Genomic DNA, 23,041 nt, shown 5'->3' with positions numbered 1-23,041 from the left:
AAGAGGTGAATTATTATGAGAGAAAGTATGGAAGTTAAATCAAATCCTATACAAAGAAATAAAAGAGATGTTGCAACTGAGTTAACTAAATTATATGTCGCAACATCAAATAGATCGGATTTTGAAATAGAAGAAATACAGCAAGCATATATAAGATTTTATGCAACTGTATCTTCAGTTGAGAATGTAGAAGGTGGATATGGAGTAAAGTCTAAGTTTGCATCCTTAATTCCTGAAATATTATAATTTATTATATGAAATAAAAACATTCATAGAAATATGAATGTTTTTTATTTTTTAGGAAGATCATAGTAATAAAAATATAAAGTATTACCAAATAGTTTAATTAAGAGTTATTTTAGTAGATACTCCATTATTTAAAGGTGGGAGATAATGAATATACAAGGAAAGATAAATAAATTAATAAAAGGATTAAATATTTATGGATATATATACTTAGTAAATAAAGAACAATTTATAAGTAATAAAACAGGAAATATATGTACTGTATATAAGTTATTTCACTTAATAGATGTTGAAGAGTATAACGAAATGTATCCGGAAAACAAAAAAGATCCTAATAAGTATTCTAAAGTTAAAGTAGAAATATTAAGTACTTTTAAACAACAAGAAATACTTTTAAAATTAGTTGAGTTATATAAAGAAGTAGGTGGAGCAGATGGATAATAAGAAGCTTACACCAAAACAAAAAGCTTTTGCAGATTACTATATAGAAACTGGTAATGCAACAGAAGCAGCAAGAAGAGCGGGATATAGTAAGAAAACAGCAGCAGTAATAGGAACAGAGAACCTAATAAAACCTAATATAAAACAATATATAGATGAACGCCTAAAGGAAATAGAAGATAAGAGGATAGCAAAAGGTGAAGAAGTTCTCCAATACCTCACAAAGGTTATGAGGGGAGAAGAAAAAGACCAGTTTGGATTAGATGCATCACTTCAAGATAGGACTAAAGCAGCAGAACTATTAGGTAAAAGATATAGATTATTTGTTGATAAGGTTGAGAGAGATACAAACTTAAATGTTAACTCAACAGATAAATTAGATTCCATACTAGGACAGCTAAGGGAAAGAAATAGAGATGAGTGATGAATATAAATTATCTGATAAGTATTTAGATTTTTTAGAATATAGATCACCAGTAGAAGCACTAGAAGGAACAACAGCAGCAGGAAAAACTACAGTAGGAATACTTAAATTTATGTTGATGGTTGCAGAGTCTAATAAGAAAATGCATGTTATAGCAGCTAAAACAACTGGTGTTGCTGAAAAGAATATAATACAAAAAGAGTATGGAATCACTGATGTATTTGGTGATTTAGTCAGATATAATGGTAATGGAGATAAAGATAACAAAATACCTCATATAAGATACAAAACTAATAATGGAGAAAAAGTAATATACATACTAGGTTATGATAACGTAGATAAATGGAAAATGGCTTTAGGCTCTCAATTTGGATGTGTACTTATAGATGAGGTTAACACAGCAAGTATTGATTTTGTAAGAGAAATATGTACTAGAAATGATTATCTTATGATGACACTTAATCCAGATGATCCTAATTTACCTATATATGATGAATTTATTAATTGTTGTAGACCATTAGAAAAATATAAGAAAGATGTTCCGAAAGAAATATTAGAACAACTAAATAGTGAAGAGAAGAAGAACTGGTGTTACTGGTTCTTTTCTTTTTATGATAATGCAAGTTTATCTGATGAAGATATAGAAAAGAAAAAGACAAGTGCTCCTAAAGGTACAAAGCTTTATAAGAATAAGATATTAGGTTTAAGAGGAAGAGCAACAGGGCTTATATTCTCTAACTTTGAAAGAAAGAACAATGTTATATCTAAAGGTTATGTTGTTAAACAAATAAAAGATAATAAATTAAAATTTGTTCAGTTTACAGCAGGACTTGATACGGCGTATAGCCAAAACAGTCCAGATACTATAGCAATGACATTCTTAGGCATTACAGATAAGAAAGAGTTAGTAATGTTAAATGAAGAGGTATATAACAATAAAGATTTAGAAATACCTTTAGCACCTAGTGATATAGCTCCTAAGTTCTTTAGATTTTTAGAAAAGAATAGAAAAGAATGGGGATTTGCTAGAGATGTATTTATAGATTGTGCAGACCAAGCAACAATAACAGAGCTTAATAAGTTTAAAAGAACTAATGCTTGTATGTATAACTTTATTAACTCTTATAAGAAGGTAACTATATTAGATAGAATACATTTAATGCTAGGTTGGATAAATGTTAATAGCAAAGTATTTTATTATGTTATAGACACTTGTAAAGAACATATAAGAGAGTTGGAGTGCTATTCATGGAAAGAAGATAAGTATGAGCCAGAAGATGCAAATGACCATACAATTAACTCTGTACAATATGCATGGATACCATTTAGAAAGAGGATAGGAGATTATAAGGAGGAATAGAAGTGTGTGAGATTTGGAGAGATATACCTGAGTATGATGGTTACTATCAAGCAAGTACATTAGGAAATATAAGAAGTACTAATTACAGAAGAACAGGAATTGTTAAGAATTTAAAATTAAAAAAAGATAGGGATGGCTATTTGAATGTGAATTTATGTTACAGAGGTAAAAGAAAAACCGAAAAGGTTCACAGACTTATAGCTATTACTTTTTTAAAAAGGAATCAGGGAAAAGATATTGTTAATCATATTGATGAAAATAAATCAAATAATAATATATCTAATCTAGAATGGTGTGATGCAAAATATAATTTGAATTATAAAAACTTAAGAAAAATAAGTGCTAAGAAAAATCAAAAAGCAGTAGTGAAATTAGATAGAAATGGTAATGTACTAAATGAATATTCTAGTATAAAAGAGGCTCGTGAAAAAACTAAGGCTAATAATATATCTGAATGTTGTAATGGAATTTATTTAACAAGTGGTGGATTTATATGGGTATTTAAGGAGGATATTGCATGAGTCTATTAGGAGGATTTAAAAATATGTTAACACAAGCAGCAATTAAATATTTAAATGTTCAACCAGCATTAACGAATCCTATAACTATACAAGAAGCTTATACTTATGAAACTAATTTAATTAGAAATAAGCTTTGGTATAGGGGTGAACCATATGAGTTGGACCAGTTCTTTAAGAATGTATCTAGTGATCCAGTAAATAAAGCTAGGTTTTGGAGCGCTGTTCCAAGTGAAGATTTAAGTATAAGAAAAATACATAGTGGGTTACCTGCAATGATAGCTGATAAGTTAAGTGATATAGTAGTAGCTGATTTAGATAGTATAGAAGTTGCTAAAGAAAGTGATAATGATATTTGGGAAGAGATAAGAAAAGATAATAAGTTTGATGATATGCTAGGTGATATAATTGCTACAGCTTTAGTTAGTGGTGATGGAGCTTTAAAATTAGCTATAGATACTGATGTATCTCATTATCCTATAATAGAGTTTTTTGATGGTGATAAAGTAGAGTATGTAACTAAAAGAGGAAGGCTACAAGAAATAAAATTCTATACATTCTATGTTAAAAATAATAAGCAATATAAATTGGCTGAAACTTATGGTAAAGGATATATTAATTATAATTTGTATGATAGTAATGGTGATGAAGTTCCTTTAAATACACTAGATGAAACTAGAGAGCTTGTGGATGTAACATATAAAGATGATTTTATAATGGCAGTTCCATTAATGTTCTTTAAATCTCCTAAGTTTGATGGAAGAGGTAAAAGTATATTTGATAATAAATCAGATTCATTTGATGCATTAGACGAAGTTATATCTCAATGGATAGATGCTATTCGTGATGGAAGGGTGCAAAAGTATATTCCTGAAGATTTAGTACCCAAAGACCCAAGGACAGGAAATTTAATGAAACCTAATCCTTTTGATAACAGATTCTTAAAGGTAGGTTCTAGTCTTGCAGAAGATGCAAAGCATGAGATAGATATGAAACAAGCTAATATAAACTATGAAGCTTATGTTGAGAGTTATTCTAATGCTATTGATATGTGTCTACAAGGTATAATAAGTCCTAGTACATTAGGAATAGACCTTAAGAAAACAGATAATGCAGAAGCCCAAAGGGAAAAGGAAAAGACTACTCTATATACTAGAGGAAAGATAGTTGATGTATTAACGGAGATTATACCGCAGTTAGTTAATATAATTTTAAAAACTAATGATGTATTAAGTAAAAAGAGTGCTGGAGAATATGAAGTAAGTATTGTCTTTGGGGAATATGCAAGTCCTAGCTTTGATGCAGTAGTAGAAACTGTGGGAAAAGCTAAAAGTTTTGGAGTAATGTCTATAGAGCAATGTGTAGAGGAAATGTATGGAGATACATGGACAGATGAAGAAAAGGAAGAGGAAATTAAAAGAATAAAGGAACAGAATGGCTATCTTGAAGCTGATGAACCAAAGGCAGTAGATGATGATGATTTAAATTCAGAGGTTGATGAAGATGGACAAGAAGAATAATCCATCAAAGTTAAGTGAAGTACTTGAAGGTATAACAAAGAAAAAAATATTAGAGGATCATAAAAATGAAAGAGATAAGTCTTATGACATAAGAAAGATATTTGAGGAAATAGAACTTGCTTTAATATCTTCTATGCATAGGGCTTTTTATTTTCATCAAAAACAGCAGCAAGATGAAGGATTTAATTGGGAACAATGGCAACGTACTAAACTTAGAGAGCTGGAGAAGTATAGAAAAAGAAATAAAAAGATAGTTGAAAGTTATAATAAGCCTATTCAAGAAGCAATAGATAGAGAATTAGAAGATAAGTTTATTAGTGGTCAACAGTACGTAGAAGATTCAGTTGATAAAGTTAAGATGCAATTTCCAGAGGATATAAAAGAAACTCAAACAGTTAAAGGATATATAGCAAATAAGTTAGGGAAAGAGAGTACACCGCCTAAAGAAACTAATTTCTTTGGAGTAAATGAAAAGAAACTTAATGCACTACAAGAAGTTGTAACAAAGGATTTAAATAAGGCTCAATATTCTGTTCTTAGAAAGATGGATGATGTTTATAGACAAACTATATTTAAGACTCATATGTACTTACAGAGTGGGACTAAGACTGTAAATCAAGCTATAGACATGGCCACTAAGGATTTTCTTGATAAAGGTATAAATAGTATAGTTTATAAAGATGGCAAACAAGTTAATATTGCTAGTTATGCAGAAATGTGCTTAAGAACAGCAAGTCAAAGAGCAACATTCTTAGGTGAAGGTAAGAAACGTGATGAGTATGGAATACATTTAATAGTAGTAAGTGCTCACGCTAATACTTGTAAGATGTGTGAACCATGGCAAGGTAAAATACTTATTGATGATGTATTTAGTCATGGAACTAAAGAAGATGGAGAATATCCACTACTTAGTAAGGCTATAACAGAAGGTTTATTACATCCTAACTGTAGGCATACATTAATAACATACTTTCCTGGCATAACAAGACTTCCAGTAGTTCCAGATGGTAAGGAAGCTATAAAACTTTATGAGAAGGAACAGAAACAAAGATATTATGAAAGACAACTTAGGAAGTGGAAAAGGTTTGAGGCTGGTACTTGTGATGAAGAAAGCAAAGAAATAGCACATAATAAAGTAAAAGAACTGCAAAATGTATTAAGAAAGCATATAGAAGATAATAAGCGGCTTAGAAGAAATTACAATAGAGAAGATGCAAGAGCAGGATTAGATATTGAAGATAAGAATATAAAAGCAGAAGTATTGAAGCAAAAAGCTTTGAATGCTAAAATTAAAGAAACTAGAGAATATATAAAAACTATACAGCCTTTAAAAATAGAAGTTGGAAAACAAGGGAAACATATTCTAGGACATAATAACTATATTGAAGGTAGAAGTTATTTAACTATATCTTTAGATGAAGCTCAAGAACTTATCAATAAGTGTGCTGGTACTGGTGAGATAAAAACTAATTTAAAAGGTGAATGGGATAAAAAAGAAACTATTAGTGATAATAAAGAAATTGGTATTAATCTTAATGCATCAACTGGTAAGAAAACTGCAACAAGTAAGTTTAAAATACATTATTCAAAGAAGGGAACACATATTGTGCCAACATTAAAAGGAGGAAGCTAATAGATGAGATTATGGGAGTATGTAGGAAAGAACATAAAAGTTACTTGCATAGATAATCAAATAATAAAAGGGAAATGTGATGAATATACTCAAGCGTTAGATAATGAGCCTGAGATAGATAGTATTTCAATAGCTAAAGAAGGTTATGGAATAGAGGTATATGAAAATGAAATAAAATCTATAGAAGTAATATAGAGCACTTACTTATATGAAAAAGTAGGTGTTTTTATTAGCTTAAAATAATTAATAAAATATTAGGAAAAACTTGAAATAATTTAAAATAAATGGTAATATATGAATATAAATACATTTAGGGAGGTTTTTATGAGAAGTAGAAAAAAGCTAAATAAGGTGATAATAGCATCCGTTTTATCACTAATGATGGTATTTGGAATAGGAAGTACTGCTTTAGCAGCAAGTGCGACATATAGTTTAACGCCAGGACAATCTAGAGATTTTAAAATTGAAAAGAAAAATTATAGTGACCAAACAATCAAAACTAGTATTACAAACCTAACTCCATCAAATTCTAAATATAATATTAAATTATATAAAGATGGAACTGAAATTAAAAGTAAAGACTATTCTGGTAGTAATACTTTTTCCTATGATGTTTATGATGCTGGAAGTTATAAAATTAAAATCACAAGTAATAATCTATCAGAGAATATGTACTTTGATACAACACCTAAGCTAATAGATAGGTAAAATAATCTAAATAGGAAATGAAAATAAAAAGTCTTAGAAAGATCTAAGGCTTTTTATTTTGCCCAAAACTTGCTTAAGGCGTTAAAAGATGCATGGAATTAACAGCCGACAGGCTATAAATGGAGGTATTTATGTTTATAGTAAATTGTAATTTAAGAAAAAGATTAGGAATCTATTTAGCTGCTGATGATGGAGCAGGAAGTGGTGGAGAAGGTTCAGAAACTAATTCAACTGATGGTACAGGTGGAGAAGGTGAGGGAGCAGAAGAAACTACACCAGAAGAAAACACTTTTACTCAAGCTGATGTAGATAAGCTAATAAAAGATAGAGTTGCAAGAGAAAAGAAAGGTCAACTCTCAAAAGATGAGATTAAAGCGTATCAAGATTGGAAGGAAAGCCAAAAGACAGATGAAGAAAAGAAAAATGAAGCTTTAACTAATGCGGAAAAGGCTAAACAAGATGCAGAAGAAAGAGCGTTAAATGCAGAAACTAAAGTAACTTGCTTATCTAAAGGTGTTATAGCAAGTTCAGTTGATGATGTTGTTATATTAGCTAAAGCTATGGTTAATGATGAACTTACAATAGAACAGGCTATTGATAAGGTGTTAGAGAAATATCCAAGCTTTAAAGGTGAACAACAAAAGAATAATGAAGATGAAAGCAAAGGATTTAAAATTGGTGCTGGTACTGAAAAACAAAAAGGAAATGTTGATGATGTATTAGCAAGAGCCTTTGGAAATAAATAATTTTAAATTTAGGAGATGATTAAATGGCAGTATACAGTTATGCTGAACAATTCGAAAGACAATTACAACAAAAATATGCAAGGGAATTAACTTCATATGCATTAGAGCAATCTAACCCACAAGTTAAATTTATGAATGCTCAAACTATTAAGCTACCTAATATTACAGTAAGTGGCTATAAGGATCATAATAGAAGTGCTATGGGATTTAATACAGGTTCAATGTCAAATGATTGGGAACCAAAGAAACTATCTCATGATAGAGATATTGAATTTGCAATAGATCCAATGGATGTTGACGAAACAAACTTAACATTAGAGATGGCTAATATTCAAAATGTTTTTGAAACAGAACAGGCAATACCAGAGAAAGATAGTTATAGATATTCTAAGCTTTATGCAGAAGCTAAGGCATATAAATCAAATGGTGCTGTTATAGATAATACAGCTTTAACTACAGCAAATGTATTAGATTGGTTTGATACTCAAATGGAAAAGATGGATGATGAAGGTGTTCCAAGTGAAGGTAGAATACTTTATGTTACACCAGCTATTAACAAATTACTAAAAAATGCAGAAGGATTAACAAGAAATATTGATGTTAATAAAAATAATGGAAATATAGATAGAAGAGTATATTCATTAGATGATGTTACTATTACTAAGGTTCCAAGTTCAAGAATGAAAACAAAGTATGACTTTACAAATGGATGTGTTCCTGCAAGTGATGCTAAGCAAATAAATATAATACTTATACATCCATCATGCCAAGTAACAAGAAGTAAATATTCTTATATTAAAGTATTTACTCCAGGTACAGATAGTAGAACAGCAGATAAGTATGTATTCCAAAATAGAAGTTACGGAGATACATTCCTAATAAAAAATAAAGCTTGTGGTATTGCTATTAATGCAGAATCAGAAGCCTAGGAAGGAGCATATAAATGAAGGCAAGTAAAGAAAATAAAGTTTATACTATAGCAGAATCTGAAAAAGATTTATATAAACAACAAGGCTATGACATATTAAATGATGAAGATGAAGTTATAGAGCGTGGATTAGGAAAGTCTGTTTCATATGAAGAGTATAGAAAGTTAAAAGATGAGTTAGATCCATTAAAAGATGAACTGATTGATTTAAGACAAGAAAACGAAAAATTAAAAGAAGAAAATAAAAAGCTTAAAGCTGAAAATAAAGAGTTAAAGAAGTCTTAGAATTTAGGACTTCTTTTTCTTTATAAGGATGTGAGAATATGTCTTATGTAGATAGTTCATATTACAAGGATGAATTTAAAGGTAAAATTCTTAATGATGATACTTTAGAAAATAAATTAGAAAGAGCATCAGATCAGGTTGATACTCTAACCTATAACAGAATAATAGGAATAGAATTTAAAAACTTATCTCCATTTCAACAAGATAAAATTAAGAAAGCAATATGCTTACAAGCAGAGTTTATAGAGCAATATGGTGAATTTATTAATATGCCTTTAAGTGGATATTCAGTTGGTAGTACATCTGTTAGTTTTAACGGAAGTATTGTGAATGGAATAACTACTACTAAAGAAGTTATTAATTATATATCTCAAACAGGTTTAAATAGTAGGAGGTTATAGTTATGGGAGTTAAATTACCATTTCCTAAATGGATTCTAAATACTCCAGTACAGATATATCAAACATTTATTAATGAAGATGGAGAGCCTGTAGAAGATTTAATTTATGATGGACTATGCAATTACAATGAAAAAAGTAGGCAAACACTTGATGCGGAGCGTAGACTTGTAACCTTAAGTGGCACTGTGATAGTTGAAGGTGATATTAATCCAGATAAGTTAATAGAAGGATATATTAAGATTGGAGAACTTAAAAAGGATATTTATAAATCTTCAAGGCCAAGAAATCCAGATGGTTCAGTCTTTTCTACTGAATTGGAGTTGATATAATGAAAGCCAAAGTAAAAATTAATTTAGATAATACTAAGATAAAGGCTTTAGCAGAAGCTCAAAAAAAGGCTTTAGAAATGACTACAGAATCTGTTTTAAGTGATATAAAAACAAGTGCCGTAGTTCCTAAAGATACAGGAGAGCTTGAACGAAGTAGTTTTGTAGATTTATCACAAGTTGATAAAGGTAAAACATCTATAATATTTGATACACCTTATGCAAGAAGATTATATTACCATCCAGAATATAATTTTAGACAGGATAAAAATCCAAATGCACAAGGCAGATGGATGCAGTCTTATGTTGATGGAGATAATAAAGAATTTGTAATAGATACTTATTCTAAATTCTTAAAAATGTTTAGCAAAGGATTGATTAAATAATGTTGCTAAGTGAAGTAAGAGAATATTTAAAAACAAAGATAGAATGCCCTCAATGGTACATAGGTAAAATAGATGGAACTAAGGAACAGTGTATAGGAATATACAGTATTCAAGGTGCTAAAAGCAATATAGCCTTAGGTGGATTAGTAAATACAAGCTATTCTACTAAGGCTATTTCTATATTAGTCCATTGGGGTAAAAATGCTAATACAGCAGAACAAAAAGCACAAGAAGTATATAATAGTTTATTTGGTCAAAATGCAGTTATAGGCAATAAAAGAATTATTAAATTTGATATGAGAACATCAGAGTCTATAGGCGTTGGTACAGATAAGAATGGTATATATGAATATGTGATAGAGGTAAATATAATACATGAAAGGTAGGTAATAATATGGCAGGATTTACAGGAGTATTTCCAGTATATAATTTAGATTTTAAAATTGGTACAAAAGGTCTAGCAAGTACAGATAAAGACATGGTTACAATTTCTGATATGGAGAACTTTGGTATAAAAATAGATGGTAAAGTTGAAGATTGGACACCTATGACAACAAATGGATGGGCAAGAAGTTTAATGACAGGTAAGAGTTTCTCTATATCTTTAAAAGGAAAAAGAAGTGTAGGAGATCTAGGTAATGATTATGTTGCTGCAACTGCATGGAAAGATGGGCTTGAATGTAGCACAAAAGGTTCTATAGGTTTTCCTGATGGTTCAAAGCTTGCGTTTAATTGTGTAATAAATGTAACTAATGTAGGTGGAGATGATAGTACAAAGGTTGCACCACTTGAATTTGATTTGAAAGGTGATGGTAAACCGGAGTTCATTCCAGCAACAGTGTCACCAAGTGTAGGAAGTTAGGAGGAGTAAGTTATGGCAAAAGTATATAACATAATGGATAAGTTGGTTAATGATAAACCAATTTTAGAAATAGACGAAGATCATAAGTATAAAATAAATAATAGTAAAAATAATGCTATATATATTCAATCTTTGGTTAAACAGAATAAAAATAAGAAATCAAAGAATAAAGATGAAGAAATTAATGAAATAGAGATGTTAGAAAAGATAATAAAAGCATCTTTAGGAGTGGAAGCATTTGAATATATAGAAAGCCTAGAATTAAGTTTTGAATGTTACAATACTATAATTAATGCAATAATGGCTGCAATATCTAATTTAGAATTAGAAGAAATTGAGGAAATCAGTAAAAAGGAAGTAGAGCGATTTCAACAAGAAGAAAAATAGTCAATGGTATGATTTGTATGAAGATTGGGAACTTATAGATGCTTCATTTACAGCTCAATACGGGATAAGACTTAGAAATGAATCTGATATGTGTTGGGATGAGTTTTGTACCCTACTTAGTGGAATAATGCCTAAAACTCCACTAGGTCAAATTGTTTCTATAAGAAGTGAAGAAGATGAAAATATATTGAAGAGTTTTACTAAGGAGCAACATAAAATTAGAGATGATTGGAGAAATAGGCAATTAGAAGAAATGACAGATGAAGAAAAAGAACAGCAGATAAAAGAAATACAAGAATTATTTAAACAAGCATTTAGTTAAACTAGATGCTTGTTTTTATTATGAAAGGTAGGTGAAATTATTGGCAGGTGATGATTCAGTAGGAAAGATTACTTTAGACTTAGAACTCGGTGGAGATACAGAAAAGCAAATTGAAGAAATATCTCAAAAGATAGGTAATCAGATAAGTAAAAGTTTAGAAGGAATAACAAGCAAAATTGATTTTAGTAGTTTAACTAATTCAATGACAGAAGCAATTAAAACATCATTAAACTCTATAGATAATACTATAAAAAGCAGTATTCAAAAGAATAAAGAATTAGTATTAAAGTCTATACAAGAAATGAAGGCAAGTGCTTTAGAAGCAATAAAAAGTATAATGAATAATGCTAAAAAGATTAGAGTACCAATAAACTTTAATCCTGTACAGAATATAAATCCTACTTCTACTAGAACGAGTTCTCCACCTACTACTAGAGGTCCACCACAACCGAAAGTAAACTCAAGTGTAAATCTGGAAAGTGTAAGAGCACAAATAGAAAATCTAACAAATAGTCTAGAGATAACTAATAGAAGAATAGAGCAACAACAAGAGAAGTTAGCAGGATTAAGACAAACTTATAATAGTACATTTAATCAAGCTAGAAAAAATAGAATACAAGAGCAAATATTAAAAACAGAAACAGCTATAAATAAGTTAACAGCTCAAAGTGATAAAACAGGATTTAAACTTGCTGATTTAGATGCAGAATTTGAGAGATTAAGTAGTGCGGCTCAAAGGTCTAGCAACGGAGTAAATTCAGCTAATAACAGTATTAAAAGAACTGCTAGTGTTGCAAAGAGTGCAAGTAGAAGTCTGAAAAGTGCTAATAATAATACAAGAAGATATAGAGAGAATATGAATGGTGCTAGAAGTGCTACAGGAATGTTTATTGATAGCATGTTTAAATGGGGGATAGTGTTTCCTATTGTTATGAAAGGTATATCAGCAGTCGCAGGATATATAGGAAATGCATTAATGACAAATGCACAATTTGCAAATAGTTTACAACAAATTAGAAGTAATTTAATAGTTGCTTTTATGCCAATTTATCAAGCTGTTCTACCTGCCCTTAATGCTTTGATGAGTGCTTTAGCAAATGTTACAGCATATATAGCAGCTTTTGTAAGTGCTTTATTTGGTAAAACATATCAAGCTAGTTTTGGGGCTGCGAAAAGTATGAATGCTTCTATAGCATCAATGCAAAATATGGAGAAGCAAGGTAAAAAGACTTCAGGAGCAGTAGATAAGATAGGAGATTCAGCAGAAAAGACTAAGAAAAAGATAAAAGGTGCTTTAGCTGGATTTGATGAAATTAATAAATTAAGTTTACCAAAAGATACTGATAAGAATAAGAAACCTAAAACACCAAAAGATGGTGGAGGAATAGATCCTATTCCTATGGTTGCTCCTAATGTAGATTTAAGTCCTGCAAGTGCTGCTATGAAAAAAATAAATGATATGGTAGCAAAATTAAAGGGTATAATATCAAAAGTATTTCAACCTTTTAAAGTAGCATGGGCAAGAGAAGGAGCTGCAACTATTGAAAGTATAAAATATGCACTACATGGGATATGGTATCTTATAAAAAGTATAGGTAAGAGTTTTCTTGAAGTATGGACCAATGGAACTGGAGAACGAATACTCGTTGTTATTCTTCAAATATTACAGAACATATTTAATATTATAGGAGATATTGCTACAACTTTTGCTAATGCTTGGAATGCTGGGGGTGTAGGAACACATATAGTTCAAACTTTAGCAGATGCCTTTATAAATGTACTAACTCTTATAAAGCACATGGGAGATTCACTTAGAGATGTATGGGGAGAAGTTGGACCAGGAGTAGCAAAAACATTTATGAAAGTTTTAGATGCAATATCTGGAGTACTTAAAAATACTACAAAGAATTTGTTATATGTTTGGGATAATGGTGGAAGTCATTTATTTAAAGGATTTGTAAGGTTAGGAGCTAAGATATTTGAATTAGCTGGATATATTTATACAGATTTTGTTGCTCCTTTTGTTATGTGGTTTGATGATAGTATAGCACCAGTTATCGCAAAAGTGGCAGATGTAGTTGGAACTGTTTTAGATGCATTTAGCAGTCTTATAGATTGGTTAATGGGTGAAGGAAAACCAGCTTTAGATTCAATGATAACAACAGTTACTTTATTTTTTGCAGCTTGGGAAACAATGAAACTAATGTCATTCATCCAACAAGCTGGCGGTGTGATAGGTGCTGTTGGAAGTATATCTAAAGTTTTAAAAGAATGTACTTTGTTGAAATTAGCAGATAAACTAGAGACTATCCAACTTACTGCTATGTATGCAGGAGAGTTTCTAGCATCAATAGGAAGGGGTGCATTAGAATTAGCAGGACAAGCAAAGCAATTTGCAATAAATATAGGAATGAAGATAGCAGATAAAGCTGAAACATTAGCATTGATAGGTCTATATGCGGGAGATTTCATAGTTGCATTAGCGACTGGAACACTTGAATTAATTAAGCAAGCTGGACAATTTGTAATAAATACAGGACTTAAAATAGCAGATACTACAGCTCAAATAGCAATGACTGCTGCAACAGTAGCATGGAATTCAGTTTGTGTTATAGCAACAGGAGTTACAACTGCTTTAGGGGTTGCGATAGCATTTCTAACATCACCTATAGGAATAGCTATTGTGGCTATAGGTGCAATAATAGCTATTGGAGTTGCATTATATAAAAATTGGGATGTTATTAAAGTAAAGGCACAGGTTATATGGGCTAAAATAAAAGCTATTTTTTATGCTTTTAAAGTTTGGTTACAATCAGTATTCCAAAGAGATTGGAGTAAATCATTTGGAGCTTTGGGAAATTTACTTAATGCCTTTCTAAGAAATGTAAGTAATATATTCGGTGGTATAAGAAGAGTATTTGGAGGAATTATAGATTTTATTGCAGGAGTATTTACTGGTAATTGGTCTAGGGCATGGAATGGGGTTAGAAATATATTTGGAGGGATATTTGATACTCTTGGTGGAATAGCAAAAGCACCTTTAAATGCAGTTATAGGACTTATCAATATGTGTATTGATGGATTGAATACTATTAGTTTTGATGCTCCTTCATGGATTCCAGGCGTTGGAGGAAAACATTTTGGAGTAAATATACCTAAAATGACTTACTTGGCTAAAGGTGGTGTAGTTGATAGACCTACGCAAGCTGTAGTTGGTGAAGCAGGTACAGAAGCTGTTGTGCCTTTAGAAAACAATACACAAGGATTAGATTTACTTGCTAATAAACTTACTGAAAGAATAAATAATATATTATTAACTTCTAGTAGTTTATTGCAGCAACCTGATTTAACAATGCTCGGACAAAATTCTAATATGGATAATAAAAATATTAATGATTCTAATTATTTAGATAAATTAAAGGAAGCTATTATTGAAGCTATAAAGGAAAGTAAAGACAATAAAGGAGCAGGAATCAGCAACAGCACAGATTCTAAAGAATTTGGAGATATAATTCTAAGAATAAATGATACTGATTTTGGAAAGATTGCTATAAGTGCTATAAATAAAGTTCATAGACAATCAGGAGAATTGTTACTAGAAATATAGAAAGGAGTAGTAAAAGATTGAGCCTAATAGTTAATGGAGTAGAAGTTACTGCCCCTAAAAGTTTTAAAGTAAACATAATGGATTTGGATGGGGAAAATACTAATAGAAATGCAAGAGGTGTAATGCTTAGAGATAGAATAAGAGTTACTAGAAAATTAGAATGTGAATGGGGCCCATTAACATCTGATGAGATAAAAACAATATTAAATGTAATAAGTAATGTATATTTTTCGGTTTCTTATCCAGATCCAATGGAGGGACAAACTTCAAAAACATTTTATACAGGTGATAGATCTGTACCATCATTTAATTTTAAAAATAATATGTGGTTAGGTCTATCTTTTAATTTAATAGAAAAATAGAAAGAGGGAATTTAAAATGGCAGATGAAATAAAAGTAACAAGTACAGTAAGCGAAACTACAAACTTAAATGGAGCTGTAGAGATAGAAACAAATGGAATGAAACAACAAATTATGAATATGAATTGTAGTTTAGTAGAAAATGGAGTTGCCAATATACAAACTTATGTAATTGATATGAATTTATTTAAAGCTAATTCAGCTTTAGTTGCAGCAGAAGTACAAAAATTTAGAACAAAAGCAAATGAGGTAGCAAAAGGATTAAATTGTTTTGTATTTTAGTTTAAGAGTTTACATTATGTAGACTCTTTTTATATTAAATAAATTAAAGAAAGAAGGATTTGAATATGACAAAGTTAAAAAATAAAGAGATATTAGAAAAAGTAGGTATGCTAGGAGAAATTAGTGGTAAGAGTTTACCTGTAAAGGTATCTTATGCAATAGGTAAAAATATTGGAAAGATAGAAAGTGAATTAAAACACTACAATAAAGAAAGAGAAAAGATAGTAGATAAATATTGCGAGAAAGATGAAGAAGGTAATTTTAAAATAGAAGATGGCAACTATGCTATTAAAGATGATGAAAAAGAAAATTGGAATAAGGATATGAAGGATTTACAAGATATTGAGGTTGAAATTGATGCACATAAGTTTAATCTTGATTTGTTAAGCGGGTATGATATGACTGCAAGTGAAATGATCTGTATAGATTTTATGCTAGAAGAATAATTAAAATATTAATCTTTAAAGGAAGGAGGTTAATATTTGTTTAAGGTATCAGATGAATATAAAAAAGAAATAAATAAACTTGGTGGAAGAGGTTTTGTAAGTAAAGTATTAATAAGAGATAAAACATATAATGATGATTTAATAATAGATATGAGCCTAGAGGAAAGTGTTAATCCGGGAGATAACTTTTCACTAGGTTCTGTTGTTTCTAATAGTTTTAATATAAATCTATTTAATTTAGATGAATATGAAATATTTGATAATGCTACTGTTAAGCCATATATAGGCTTGAAAATAGATCAGGCTATAGAATATATACCATTAGGAATCTATACAGTCTCTAATGTAACAAATAAAAATAAAAAAGTTAAATTAGAGTGTGTAGATAATATGATTAAGCTAGAAGGAACTTATTTTTCTGATTTAAGTTATCCAGCTAATATTAATGCTGTATTAAAAGAGATATGTTCCAAAGTTAAAATAACTTGTAATTCTACTTTACCTAATTACTCTATAGAAGAAATAAAAGGATATAGTTTAAGACAAGCTGTAGGAATTATAGCAACTCTTTGTGGGTGTTTTGCTAAATTTAATAGAATTGGTGAGTTAGAAATAAGCACTTATAAAAATGAAGGCTTAAAAATAACTCCAGATATATTCTTTACTTTTGAAAATAATGACAAAGAGTATACTATAGAAAAGATAACAGCTAAAAGAGGAGAAAAAACTTTTAGTAAAGGCGTAGATATAGGAAGAGAAATACAAATTGATAATCCAGTAATTACTGAGGAATTTTTAAATGATCTTTATACTAAGTATAAAGGGTTTTCTTATATGCCTTATAGTTTAAAGTGGCAAGGTAATCCAGCAGTACAGGCAGGAGATAGAGTTACTATAGTTGATTTAGACGGTAAAGTTTATAATACGCTAATAATGGAACAGAAGCTTACTTATAAGGGATCAATATCAAGTGAAATAAAAGCAACAGGAAAAACAAAGGCTGAAAGTAAGTTTGATAGAAAAGGTTCTATAACACAGGCTATGGAAAACTATGCTATAGAACAGGCTACTATAAAGAAAGCATTAATTGATAAAGCAGATATGAATGAGTTAAATGCTTTAAATGGTAAAATACAAATTTTATATACTGAAGATTTAACAGGGATTAGAGCAGATATAAAAACTATAAAGACTAAAGATTTAACAGCTTTAGAATCTAAATTAACTCATGCTCTTATTGGAAAGGCAGATGTAAATGAGCTTAATGTAGCAGTAGAAAGAGTTGGAATTTTAGAAGGTAAAACACTTAGTGTAGAAAATCAGCTTGCTGGAAATCTTACAGCAAAGAATTTTCATACAAATGCAATAACTGCTGGGAGTGGAATAATAGCAGATGGTGCCATTGGTTCAGCTCAAATAAGTTCACTTGATGTAAATAAACTTAGAGCAGGAGATATAAGTACAAGTAAATTTAGAATAATTAGTGCTAATGGATCTATTCAAATTGTGGGCAATCAACTATTAGTTAATAGAGATAATATTAATAGAGTTATTTTAGGAGAATATAGAAAACAAGATAATATAACAGATTATGGATTACTAATAAGGGGAAAAGATGGTAAGACTATAATGTTTGACTCTGAAGGAGTTCATAATGCTGGTATTACAAATGGTTCTATAGATAATAATAAAGTAGCTGATAATGCTAATATAGCTGGTAATAAATTAGATATAAATAGTGTTATAAGAGAAGTAAATAATAATGGTACTGAAACTATTAAAGGTACTAAGGTTACTGTAGGGGATAGAACTTTAGATGTAGAACTATCTACACAGAAAAATATTATTACAGAGCATGGTAAGGAGTTATCAACTCAAAAAGCTTCAATACAAGCATTGGATAATGTTATTAATTTAAAAGTAGATAATCAGACATTTACACAGGCTACAACTACTATAAACAGTAATATCAATAATGCTTTAAATAGTGCTAAAGAATTTACTACAGCTCAAATAAGAACAACTAATAGCAATTTAAGTAAAGCTACAAGTGAAATAAATATACTAAAAGAGCAAATAAATACTAAAGTAGGAGAAGTTGATATAGATAAAAGTATTAAAGCTATTGAAATAGGTGGAAGAAATTTAGTATTAAATTCAAATTTACTTAAGTTTGATGCTAATAATATAGGATTAGGCATTTCTACATTACAAAGCGATGGTACAGGAAAGTTTTATAGAGCTATTCCAGCCAGTGGAAAAGCAGTTTCTTTATATTATTTTTGTACTGGAAATAGGATGAGTGAACAATTAATAACTGACAGAAAAACTTTATATTCTATGTCTTTAGATGTTAGAGTTCCTAAAAATTCAGTTATAACTAGATTTAATTTTGAAAATGAAAAATGGGAAAAGGTCACTTTATTAAAAGATAAATGGACTAGAATTAAGTTAGAAGGGTTTACGTTACCTAGTACAACTAATAAAGCTTTAATAATCGCTTTAGATACTAGTATAGATGTTTATTTGGATTATAGAAATTTAAAAATAGAAAAAGGTACTAAGTGTTCAGAATATACACAAGCACCAGAGGATACAGATAAATTAATAATAGATAATATTAAAGTAGTTACAGATAAAATTAATGATGTATCTACTAAACTAACTCAAACTAAGGATAGCTTACAAGCGAGTGTAAATAGCTTAAATAGTACAACACAAACTATAACAACTAATCTAACTAATACTACTAATAGCTTAACTAATAAAATAAATACCGCTAAAACAGATGCTATAAATAGTGCAAATAACTATACAAATACTGCTAAGCAACAAGCTATAGTAGGTGCTAGAAATATTCCTGATACAAGAAGCACTAATGAGAGTCCACAATGGTATATGCAACACTATTCTAGACAATTTATAACAGAATTTAAGTATTCAAACACTGTCGGTATATCAGCAAGTGGAAATCCATATGGAACGCTTGAAACAAAAGTTCCATGGAATGATGCTAGTGGTGGGTATCCAGTGCAAACTTTTAGAAGCAATAGTACAGCAACGTATCAAAGGCATGGTACAAGTAATACTGCTTGGAGTTCGTGGGAGCAAATAGAAGATACACAAGGTTCTCAAAATAAAGCTAATTCTGCTTTAAATAATGCAAAGACTTATACTAATGCACAGATAACAACAGTAAATACAAGAGTTAGCAATGCAGAAAGCAGTATAAATATTTTGAAGGGGCAAATATCTACTAAGGTGAGCCAAAGTGATATAGATAGAACAGTTAATAATATAGAGTTTGGAGGGAGAAATTTAATCCCTAATTCATATATAAATGCTGAAACAAGTGCCTATGGTTCATTTGGAAGAACATTAACTATACATCTTGAAGAAGATAAAACTTATTGTTTTTCAATTATGGGGCATATAGACAAAGTTGCTTCAGATAATGGTAAATCTTTAACTTGTTTTATTTATGAAGATACTTGGAGTTATGGAAGTGTTTCAATAAATATATTTTCTGTAAATTCAAATGAAACTAAATATGCTTTATTTATTCCTAAAAAAACTGGAGTATATAAATTTGCTGCATATATGTATCCTAGTGGTGGGAATAGAGAAGGTAAAGTTGCATTGGAATGGGCAAAGTTTGAAAAGGGTACTAAGCCTACCGATTGGACTCCAGCTCCTGAAGATGCTAATAAAGAAATTAAAGATAATATAACAACAGTAACAGAAAAAATAAATACAGTAGAAAGTACTTTTACACAAAAAACAAATAATATAAATGCTACAGTTAGTAGTGTACAAAGTATATTAAAAACTAAAGCAGATGGAAGTACAGTAAGTTCTATGCAAAGTCAATTATCTAGTTTAAATATTGGATTAAATGGTATAAAAACAGAAGTAAATAAAAAGACAGATAAAGGATCTATAATATCTGAAATTAATCAATCAGCAGAAAGTGTAAAAATTAATGCTAGTAAAATAGAACTCAATGGTGTAACAACTTTTTCTAATGCTACAGGATTAAAAGCAATAGAAATACAAAATAATTCAATAGATTTATACAACTTTAACAATAATGGAGAACTTATAGGATCATTAACCTCAGTAGTTAAAACAAAAGATAATTCTAAGCCAGGTATTGAGCTTGTAAATTATAAAAATAGCTTTTTAGATATCGGATATTTTGATGGCTATTTAGATAGCGGAGCTAGTAGGCTTAAATCATATATTATCTTTGATAAATATAAAGTACGTGGAGAAGTATGTCCAATTGCTATTTATGAAGATGTTTGCTTGCATGGACGACAAATATTCCTTGATGATAACAAAGGAAATAGTTTTTTTGAAAGCACTACTAAAAAATTTATATTAAAAGCAAAGCATGGGGTTGAAATTGAAGATACTGATACTGGAAATGTTACAGCGCTTTTAGGTTCAGATAGAGCTGCATTTTCTAAATGGAATCAAAAGTATTATTATGCTGAATTCTTTCCAGGCGGATTTAGTCTTTCAAGTGGCAATGGAGAATCATATCTTTGGGCAAAAGCAGGTTCTTCGGATATATGGACTAAAGTAGGAGTAAACATGAGAATACAGGGAGATTTAAGTGTAAGAGGTTCTAAGAATAGAATAGTAGATACTATATATGGAGATTTAACACTAAATGCGGTAGAATCTACAGAATGTTGGTTTACAGATATGGCTATAGAGCAAAATAGGACAGACAATAACGGTGATTGCATTATTTGGTTTGATAATAAGTTTTTATCAACTGTAAATACAAAACATAGATATAAAATAGATGCAACTCCAATAGGAGAGTTTGCTAGTAATGGTAAATTAACATATGTAAGAGTTGTAGAAAAAACAGAGAAATATTTTAAAGTTAGAGGAACACCAAATACGTTATTCGACTGGACCATAACAGCAAAACAAAAAGGATATGAAAGAGATAGGTTAGAAGTAATGGAAAAGGCTAGTTAATTCTAGTCTTTTTTAGTTATAAAAATTTAAACAGAAAGAAAGTGCATAAATGGAAAAAGAATTACTAACACAGATAATAGGACAAGGAGCATTTGCAGCTCTTTTTGTATGGCTATTATGGGATACAAGAAAAGAAGCAAGAGAAAGAGAGAATAAGCTTCAAGAAATAATTAATAAATTCGCAGATAAATTTAACATTGTAGAAGATATAAAAGAAGATGTAGATACAATTAAAGAGCATCTTTTTAATAATAAAAATGAATAGAAAGAAGGAATTAACATGGATAAAATATTAGACCCAATATTAAGTGCTGTAGCGATAGGAGTTGTAGGGATTCTAGTAGCTATTATAAAAAGCGTTGGAGATGTATCAACAGAGTATATAGCAAAGAAAAAGGATGTTGTAGAGCAAAGGTTACAACTAGATAAGCATGTAGAAGAAATAGAAACTGCTAAGCAAGTATGGAATATAGTAGAAGAAAAATATAGAATTACAGATAATATTAAAGAGTTAGTTAAATCTAAATCTGATATGTTCGATAAATTACTTCTTGAAAAGATACCATATTTAACAGAAGAGCAGGTAAAAATGCTACGCCAAGCTATAGCTGGCGAAGTTAATAAAGGTAAAGAAATGTTAAACAATGATAATTTAAGAAAACAAGCAGAAGAAATAATAAATAAAAATACTACTTTAGAGCAAGAAAATGCAGAACTTAAAAATAAATTAAATCGAATATCACAAGTTGTACCAGTAGAGCAAGGACAATAATCTTTGCTCTTTTAGTTTACAAAATTATAGTTAAAACAATTATTTAAATATATAAGAATACGAAAGAAGGAATGTTAAATGTTAAAAGGAATCGATATATCAATGCATAATGGGACAGTGGACTTTAATAAGGTTAAACAAGGTGGGATAGAAGTTGTTATTATTAAGACAACTGAAGGAGTAGAATATATAGATCCGCTATTTCAAGAACACTATAATGGAGTTAAAAATACAGGGTTAGAAATTGGATTTTATCACTTTATGTCAGAGAATACAAGCCCTAGTCAACAAGCTGTAGACTTTTGGAATGCTATAAAAGGAAAAAAGTTTAATATACTACCTTGTTTAGATATAGAAACTAATAAGAAGGGAAGAACTAGAACTCAAATTTCAGATAGATGTATAGAGTTCCTTAATAAGTTTAAAGATTTAAGTGGATTAAATTGTATGATTTATACAGGTGGATATTTTGGAAGAGATAACTTAGATAGTAGGGTTAAAAAATATCCTGGTTGGATAGCTCATTATGGAGTAAATAAACCAATGGAAAATGGCTTTAGGGTTATAGGACATCAATATACAGAAAATGGGACAACTGAAGGAGTTAAAGGCAAAGTCGATTTAAATAACTTTACAAAAGAAATATTTATTAATTCTGCGACAAAACCAGTTCAAAAACCTTCTACATCAGATAAAAAAGAATTATGGGAATTAAGTATAAATGGAGAAGAGGTGAAAAATCTTCAAACTGAATTAAATAGACAATTTGATTCAGGATTAAAAGTTGATGGATATTTTGGTGAAAGTACATTAAATGCTTGTGTTATTGTAGGACAAGGAGCTAGAGGGAATATTACTAGACTTATACAGGAAAGATTATTAAACAGAGGATATACATCTTTAAATAATCATGGTGGTGCAGATGGAAGTTTTGGAGCAGGGACAACACAAGCTATAAAAAATCTGCAAAGAAATAAAGGATTAAGTGTAGATGGTATAGTTGGAAGAGATACTTGGAAATCATTATATATTAAATAATTGATTTTAATAAGGAATTTATTAAAATATATATACCAGGATAAA

27 protein-coding genes are annotated in these 23,041 nt (G+C 29.7%); all 27 read left to right on the top strand.

Annotation, left to right across the window (positions count from 1 at the left end; translation table 11 throughout):
• The first annotated feature begins 15 nt into the window (after positions 1–15).
• The 27 genes from K5V21_RS13840 to K5V21_RS13710 all read left to right on the top strand — a co-directional run bounded on the left by K5V21_RS13840 (position 16) and on the right by K5V21_RS13710 (position 22,996).
• Positions 16–246 (top strand): hypothetical protein, encoded by a 231-nt coding sequence (locus K5V21_RS13840; RefSeq protein ID WP_221861768.1) that lies wholly within the window; start codon positions 16–18, stop codon positions 244–246.
• 147 nt (positions 247–393) lie between these two features.
• The gene (locus K5V21_RS13835; protein ID WP_221861767.1) at positions 394–687 is read left to right on the top strand and encodes a hypothetical protein; all 294 of its coding nucleotides are present in this window, start codon (positions 394–396) and stop codon (positions 685–687) included.
• Positions 680–1,111, top strand: coding sequence for a terminase small subunit (locus tag K5V21_RS13830; RefSeq protein WP_221861766.1), 432 nt, complete (start codon positions 680–682; stop codon positions 1,109–1,111). The genes K5V21_RS13835 and K5V21_RS13830 overlap by 8 nt, the downstream gene beginning before the upstream one ends.
• Entirely contained in the window at positions 1,104–2,471 is a 1,368-nt protein-coding gene (locus K5V21_RS13825; RefSeq protein WP_221861765.1) for a terminase large subunit domain-containing protein, read from the top strand. Before K5V21_RS13830 ends, K5V21_RS13825 begins: the two co-directional genes overlap by 8 nt.
• A gap of 2 nt (positions 2,472–2,473) precedes the next feature.
• Positions 2,474–2,992 (top strand): NUMOD4 domain-containing protein, encoded by a 519-nt coding sequence (locus tag K5V21_RS13820; protein WP_221861764.1) that lies wholly within the window; start codon positions 2,474–2,476, stop codon positions 2,990–2,992.
• A complete protein-coding gene (locus K5V21_RS13815; RefSeq protein ID WP_245000731.1) occupies positions 2,989–4,509 on the top strand; it encodes a capsid protein in 1,521 nt (506 codons plus the stop codon). Before K5V21_RS13820 ends, K5V21_RS13815 begins: the two co-directional genes overlap by 4 nt.
• Complete coding sequence (locus K5V21_RS13810; RefSeq protein WP_245000730.1) at positions 4,493–6,142, top strand: phage minor capsid protein; 1,650 nt, start codon at positions 4,493–4,495, stop codon at positions 6,140–6,142. Before K5V21_RS13815 ends, K5V21_RS13810 begins: the two co-directional genes overlap by 17 nt.
• A gap of 3 nt (positions 6,143–6,145) precedes the next feature.
• Positions 6,146–6,337: a hypothetical protein gene (locus K5V21_RS13805; protein WP_221861763.1), complete on the top strand. Its 192-nt coding sequence runs from the start codon at positions 6,146–6,148 to the stop codon at positions 6,335–6,337.
• Positions 6,338–6,466: 129 nt separating this feature from the next.
• On the top strand, positions 6,467–6,850 hold the full coding sequence (locus K5V21_RS13800) for a hypothetical protein (protein WP_221861762.1): 384 nt from the start codon (positions 6,467–6,469) through the stop codon (positions 6,848–6,850).
• A 131-nt stretch (positions 6,851–6,981) separates the two neighbouring features.
• Positions 6,982–7,596 carry a hypothetical protein gene (locus K5V21_RS13795; RefSeq protein WP_221861761.1) on the top strand — a complete coding sequence of 205 codons (615 nt, stop codon included), beginning with the start codon at positions 6,982–6,984 and terminating at the stop codon, positions 7,594–7,596.
• Positions 7,597–7,619: 23 nt separating this feature from the next.
• Positions 7,620–8,525: a capsid protein gene (locus tag K5V21_RS13790; protein ID WP_221861760.1), complete on the top strand. Its 906-nt coding sequence runs from the start codon at positions 7,620–7,622 to the stop codon at positions 8,523–8,525.
• A gap of 14 nt (positions 8,526–8,539) precedes the next feature.
• Complete coding sequence (locus K5V21_RS13785) at positions 8,540–8,809, top strand: hypothetical protein (protein WP_221861759.1); 270 nt, start codon at positions 8,540–8,542, stop codon at positions 8,807–8,809.
• Positions 8,810–8,847: 38 nt separating this feature from the next.
• Positions 8,848–9,210, top strand: a complete 363-nt coding sequence (locus K5V21_RS13780; RefSeq protein ID WP_221861758.1) for a head-tail connector protein — start codon at positions 8,848–8,850, stop codon at positions 9,208–9,210.
• 2 nt (positions 9,211–9,212) lie between these two features.
• Positions 9,213–9,539 carry a hypothetical protein gene (locus K5V21_RS13775; RefSeq protein ID WP_221861757.1) on the top strand — a complete coding sequence of 109 codons (327 nt, stop codon included), beginning with the start codon at positions 9,213–9,215 and terminating at the stop codon, positions 9,537–9,539.
• A complete protein-coding gene (locus K5V21_RS13770; RefSeq protein WP_221861756.1) occupies positions 9,539–9,922 on the top strand; it encodes a minor capsid protein in 384 nt (127 codons plus the stop codon). Before K5V21_RS13775 ends, K5V21_RS13770 begins: the two co-directional genes overlap by 1 nt.
• Positions 9,922–10,308 (top strand): minor capsid protein, encoded by a 387-nt coding sequence (locus K5V21_RS13765; protein WP_221861755.1) that lies wholly within the window; start codon positions 9,922–9,924, stop codon positions 10,306–10,308. Before K5V21_RS13770 ends, K5V21_RS13765 begins: the two co-directional genes overlap by 1 nt.
• Positions 10,309–10,316: 8 nt before the next feature.
• Positions 10,317–10,784 (top strand): phage tail tube protein, encoded by a 468-nt coding sequence (locus tag K5V21_RS13760; protein WP_221861754.1) that lies wholly within the window; start codon positions 10,317–10,319, stop codon positions 10,782–10,784.
• Between the two features lie 12 nt (positions 10,785–10,796).
• The gene (locus K5V21_RS13755; protein WP_221861833.1) at positions 10,797–11,171 is read left to right on the top strand and encodes a hypothetical protein; all 375 of its coding nucleotides are present in this window, start codon (positions 10,797–10,799) and stop codon (positions 11,169–11,171) included.
• 13 nt (positions 11,172–11,184) lie between these two features.
• Positions 11,185–11,493, top strand: coding sequence for a Gp15 family bacteriophage protein (locus K5V21_RS13750; RefSeq protein WP_245000729.1), 309 nt, complete (start codon positions 11,185–11,187; stop codon positions 11,491–11,493).
• 40 nt (positions 11,494–11,533) lie between these two features.
• Positions 11,534–15,100, top strand: coding sequence for a hypothetical protein (locus K5V21_RS13745; RefSeq protein ID WP_221861753.1), 3,567 nt, complete (start codon positions 11,534–11,536; stop codon positions 15,098–15,100).
• Between the two features lie 17 nt (positions 15,101–15,117).
• Complete coding sequence (locus K5V21_RS13740) at positions 15,118–15,462, top strand: DUF6711 family protein (protein ID WP_221861752.1); 345 nt, start codon at positions 15,118–15,120, stop codon at positions 15,460–15,462.
• A gap of 16 nt (positions 15,463–15,478) precedes the next feature.
• Positions 15,479–15,742, top strand: coding sequence for a hypothetical protein (locus tag K5V21_RS13735; RefSeq protein WP_221861751.1), 264 nt, complete (start codon positions 15,479–15,481; stop codon positions 15,740–15,742).
• A gap of 65 nt (positions 15,743–15,807) precedes the next feature.
• Entirely contained in the window at positions 15,808–16,188 is a 381-nt protein-coding gene (locus tag K5V21_RS13730; RefSeq protein WP_221861750.1) for a hypothetical protein, read from the top strand.
• A 36-nt stretch (positions 16,189–16,224) separates the two neighbouring features.
• The gene (locus K5V21_RS13725; protein WP_221861749.1) at positions 16,225–21,186 is read left to right on the top strand and encodes a hypothetical protein; all 4,962 of its coding nucleotides are present in this window, start codon (positions 16,225–16,227) and stop codon (positions 21,184–21,186) included.
• A 49-nt stretch (positions 21,187–21,235) separates the two neighbouring features.
• Positions 21,236–21,451 carry a BhlA/UviB family holin-like peptide gene (locus K5V21_RS13720; RefSeq protein WP_221861748.1) on the top strand — a complete coding sequence of 72 codons (216 nt, stop codon included), beginning with the start codon at positions 21,236–21,238 and terminating at the stop codon, positions 21,449–21,451.
• A gap of 15 nt (positions 21,452–21,466) precedes the next feature.
• The gene (locus K5V21_RS13715; protein ID WP_221861747.1) at positions 21,467–21,958 is read left to right on the top strand and encodes a cobalt ABC transporter permease; all 492 of its coding nucleotides are present in this window, start codon (positions 21,467–21,469) and stop codon (positions 21,956–21,958) included.
• A gap of 78 nt (positions 21,959–22,036) precedes the next feature.
• Complete coding sequence (locus tag K5V21_RS13710; protein WP_221861746.1) at positions 22,037–22,996, top strand: GH25 family lysozyme; 960 nt, start codon at positions 22,037–22,039, stop codon at positions 22,994–22,996.
• Positions 22,997–23,041: the final 45 nt, after the last annotated feature.

Origin of the sequence: Clostridium sardiniense (assembly GCF_019753795.1) — a bacterium.
GTDB classification, from domain to species: Bacteria; Bacillota; Clostridia; order Clostridiales; family Clostridiaceae; genus Clostridium; species Clostridium sardiniense.
The sequence above is the reverse complement of the archived record's forward strand: the minus strand, read 5'-3'. Positions and strand labels throughout refer to the sequence as shown.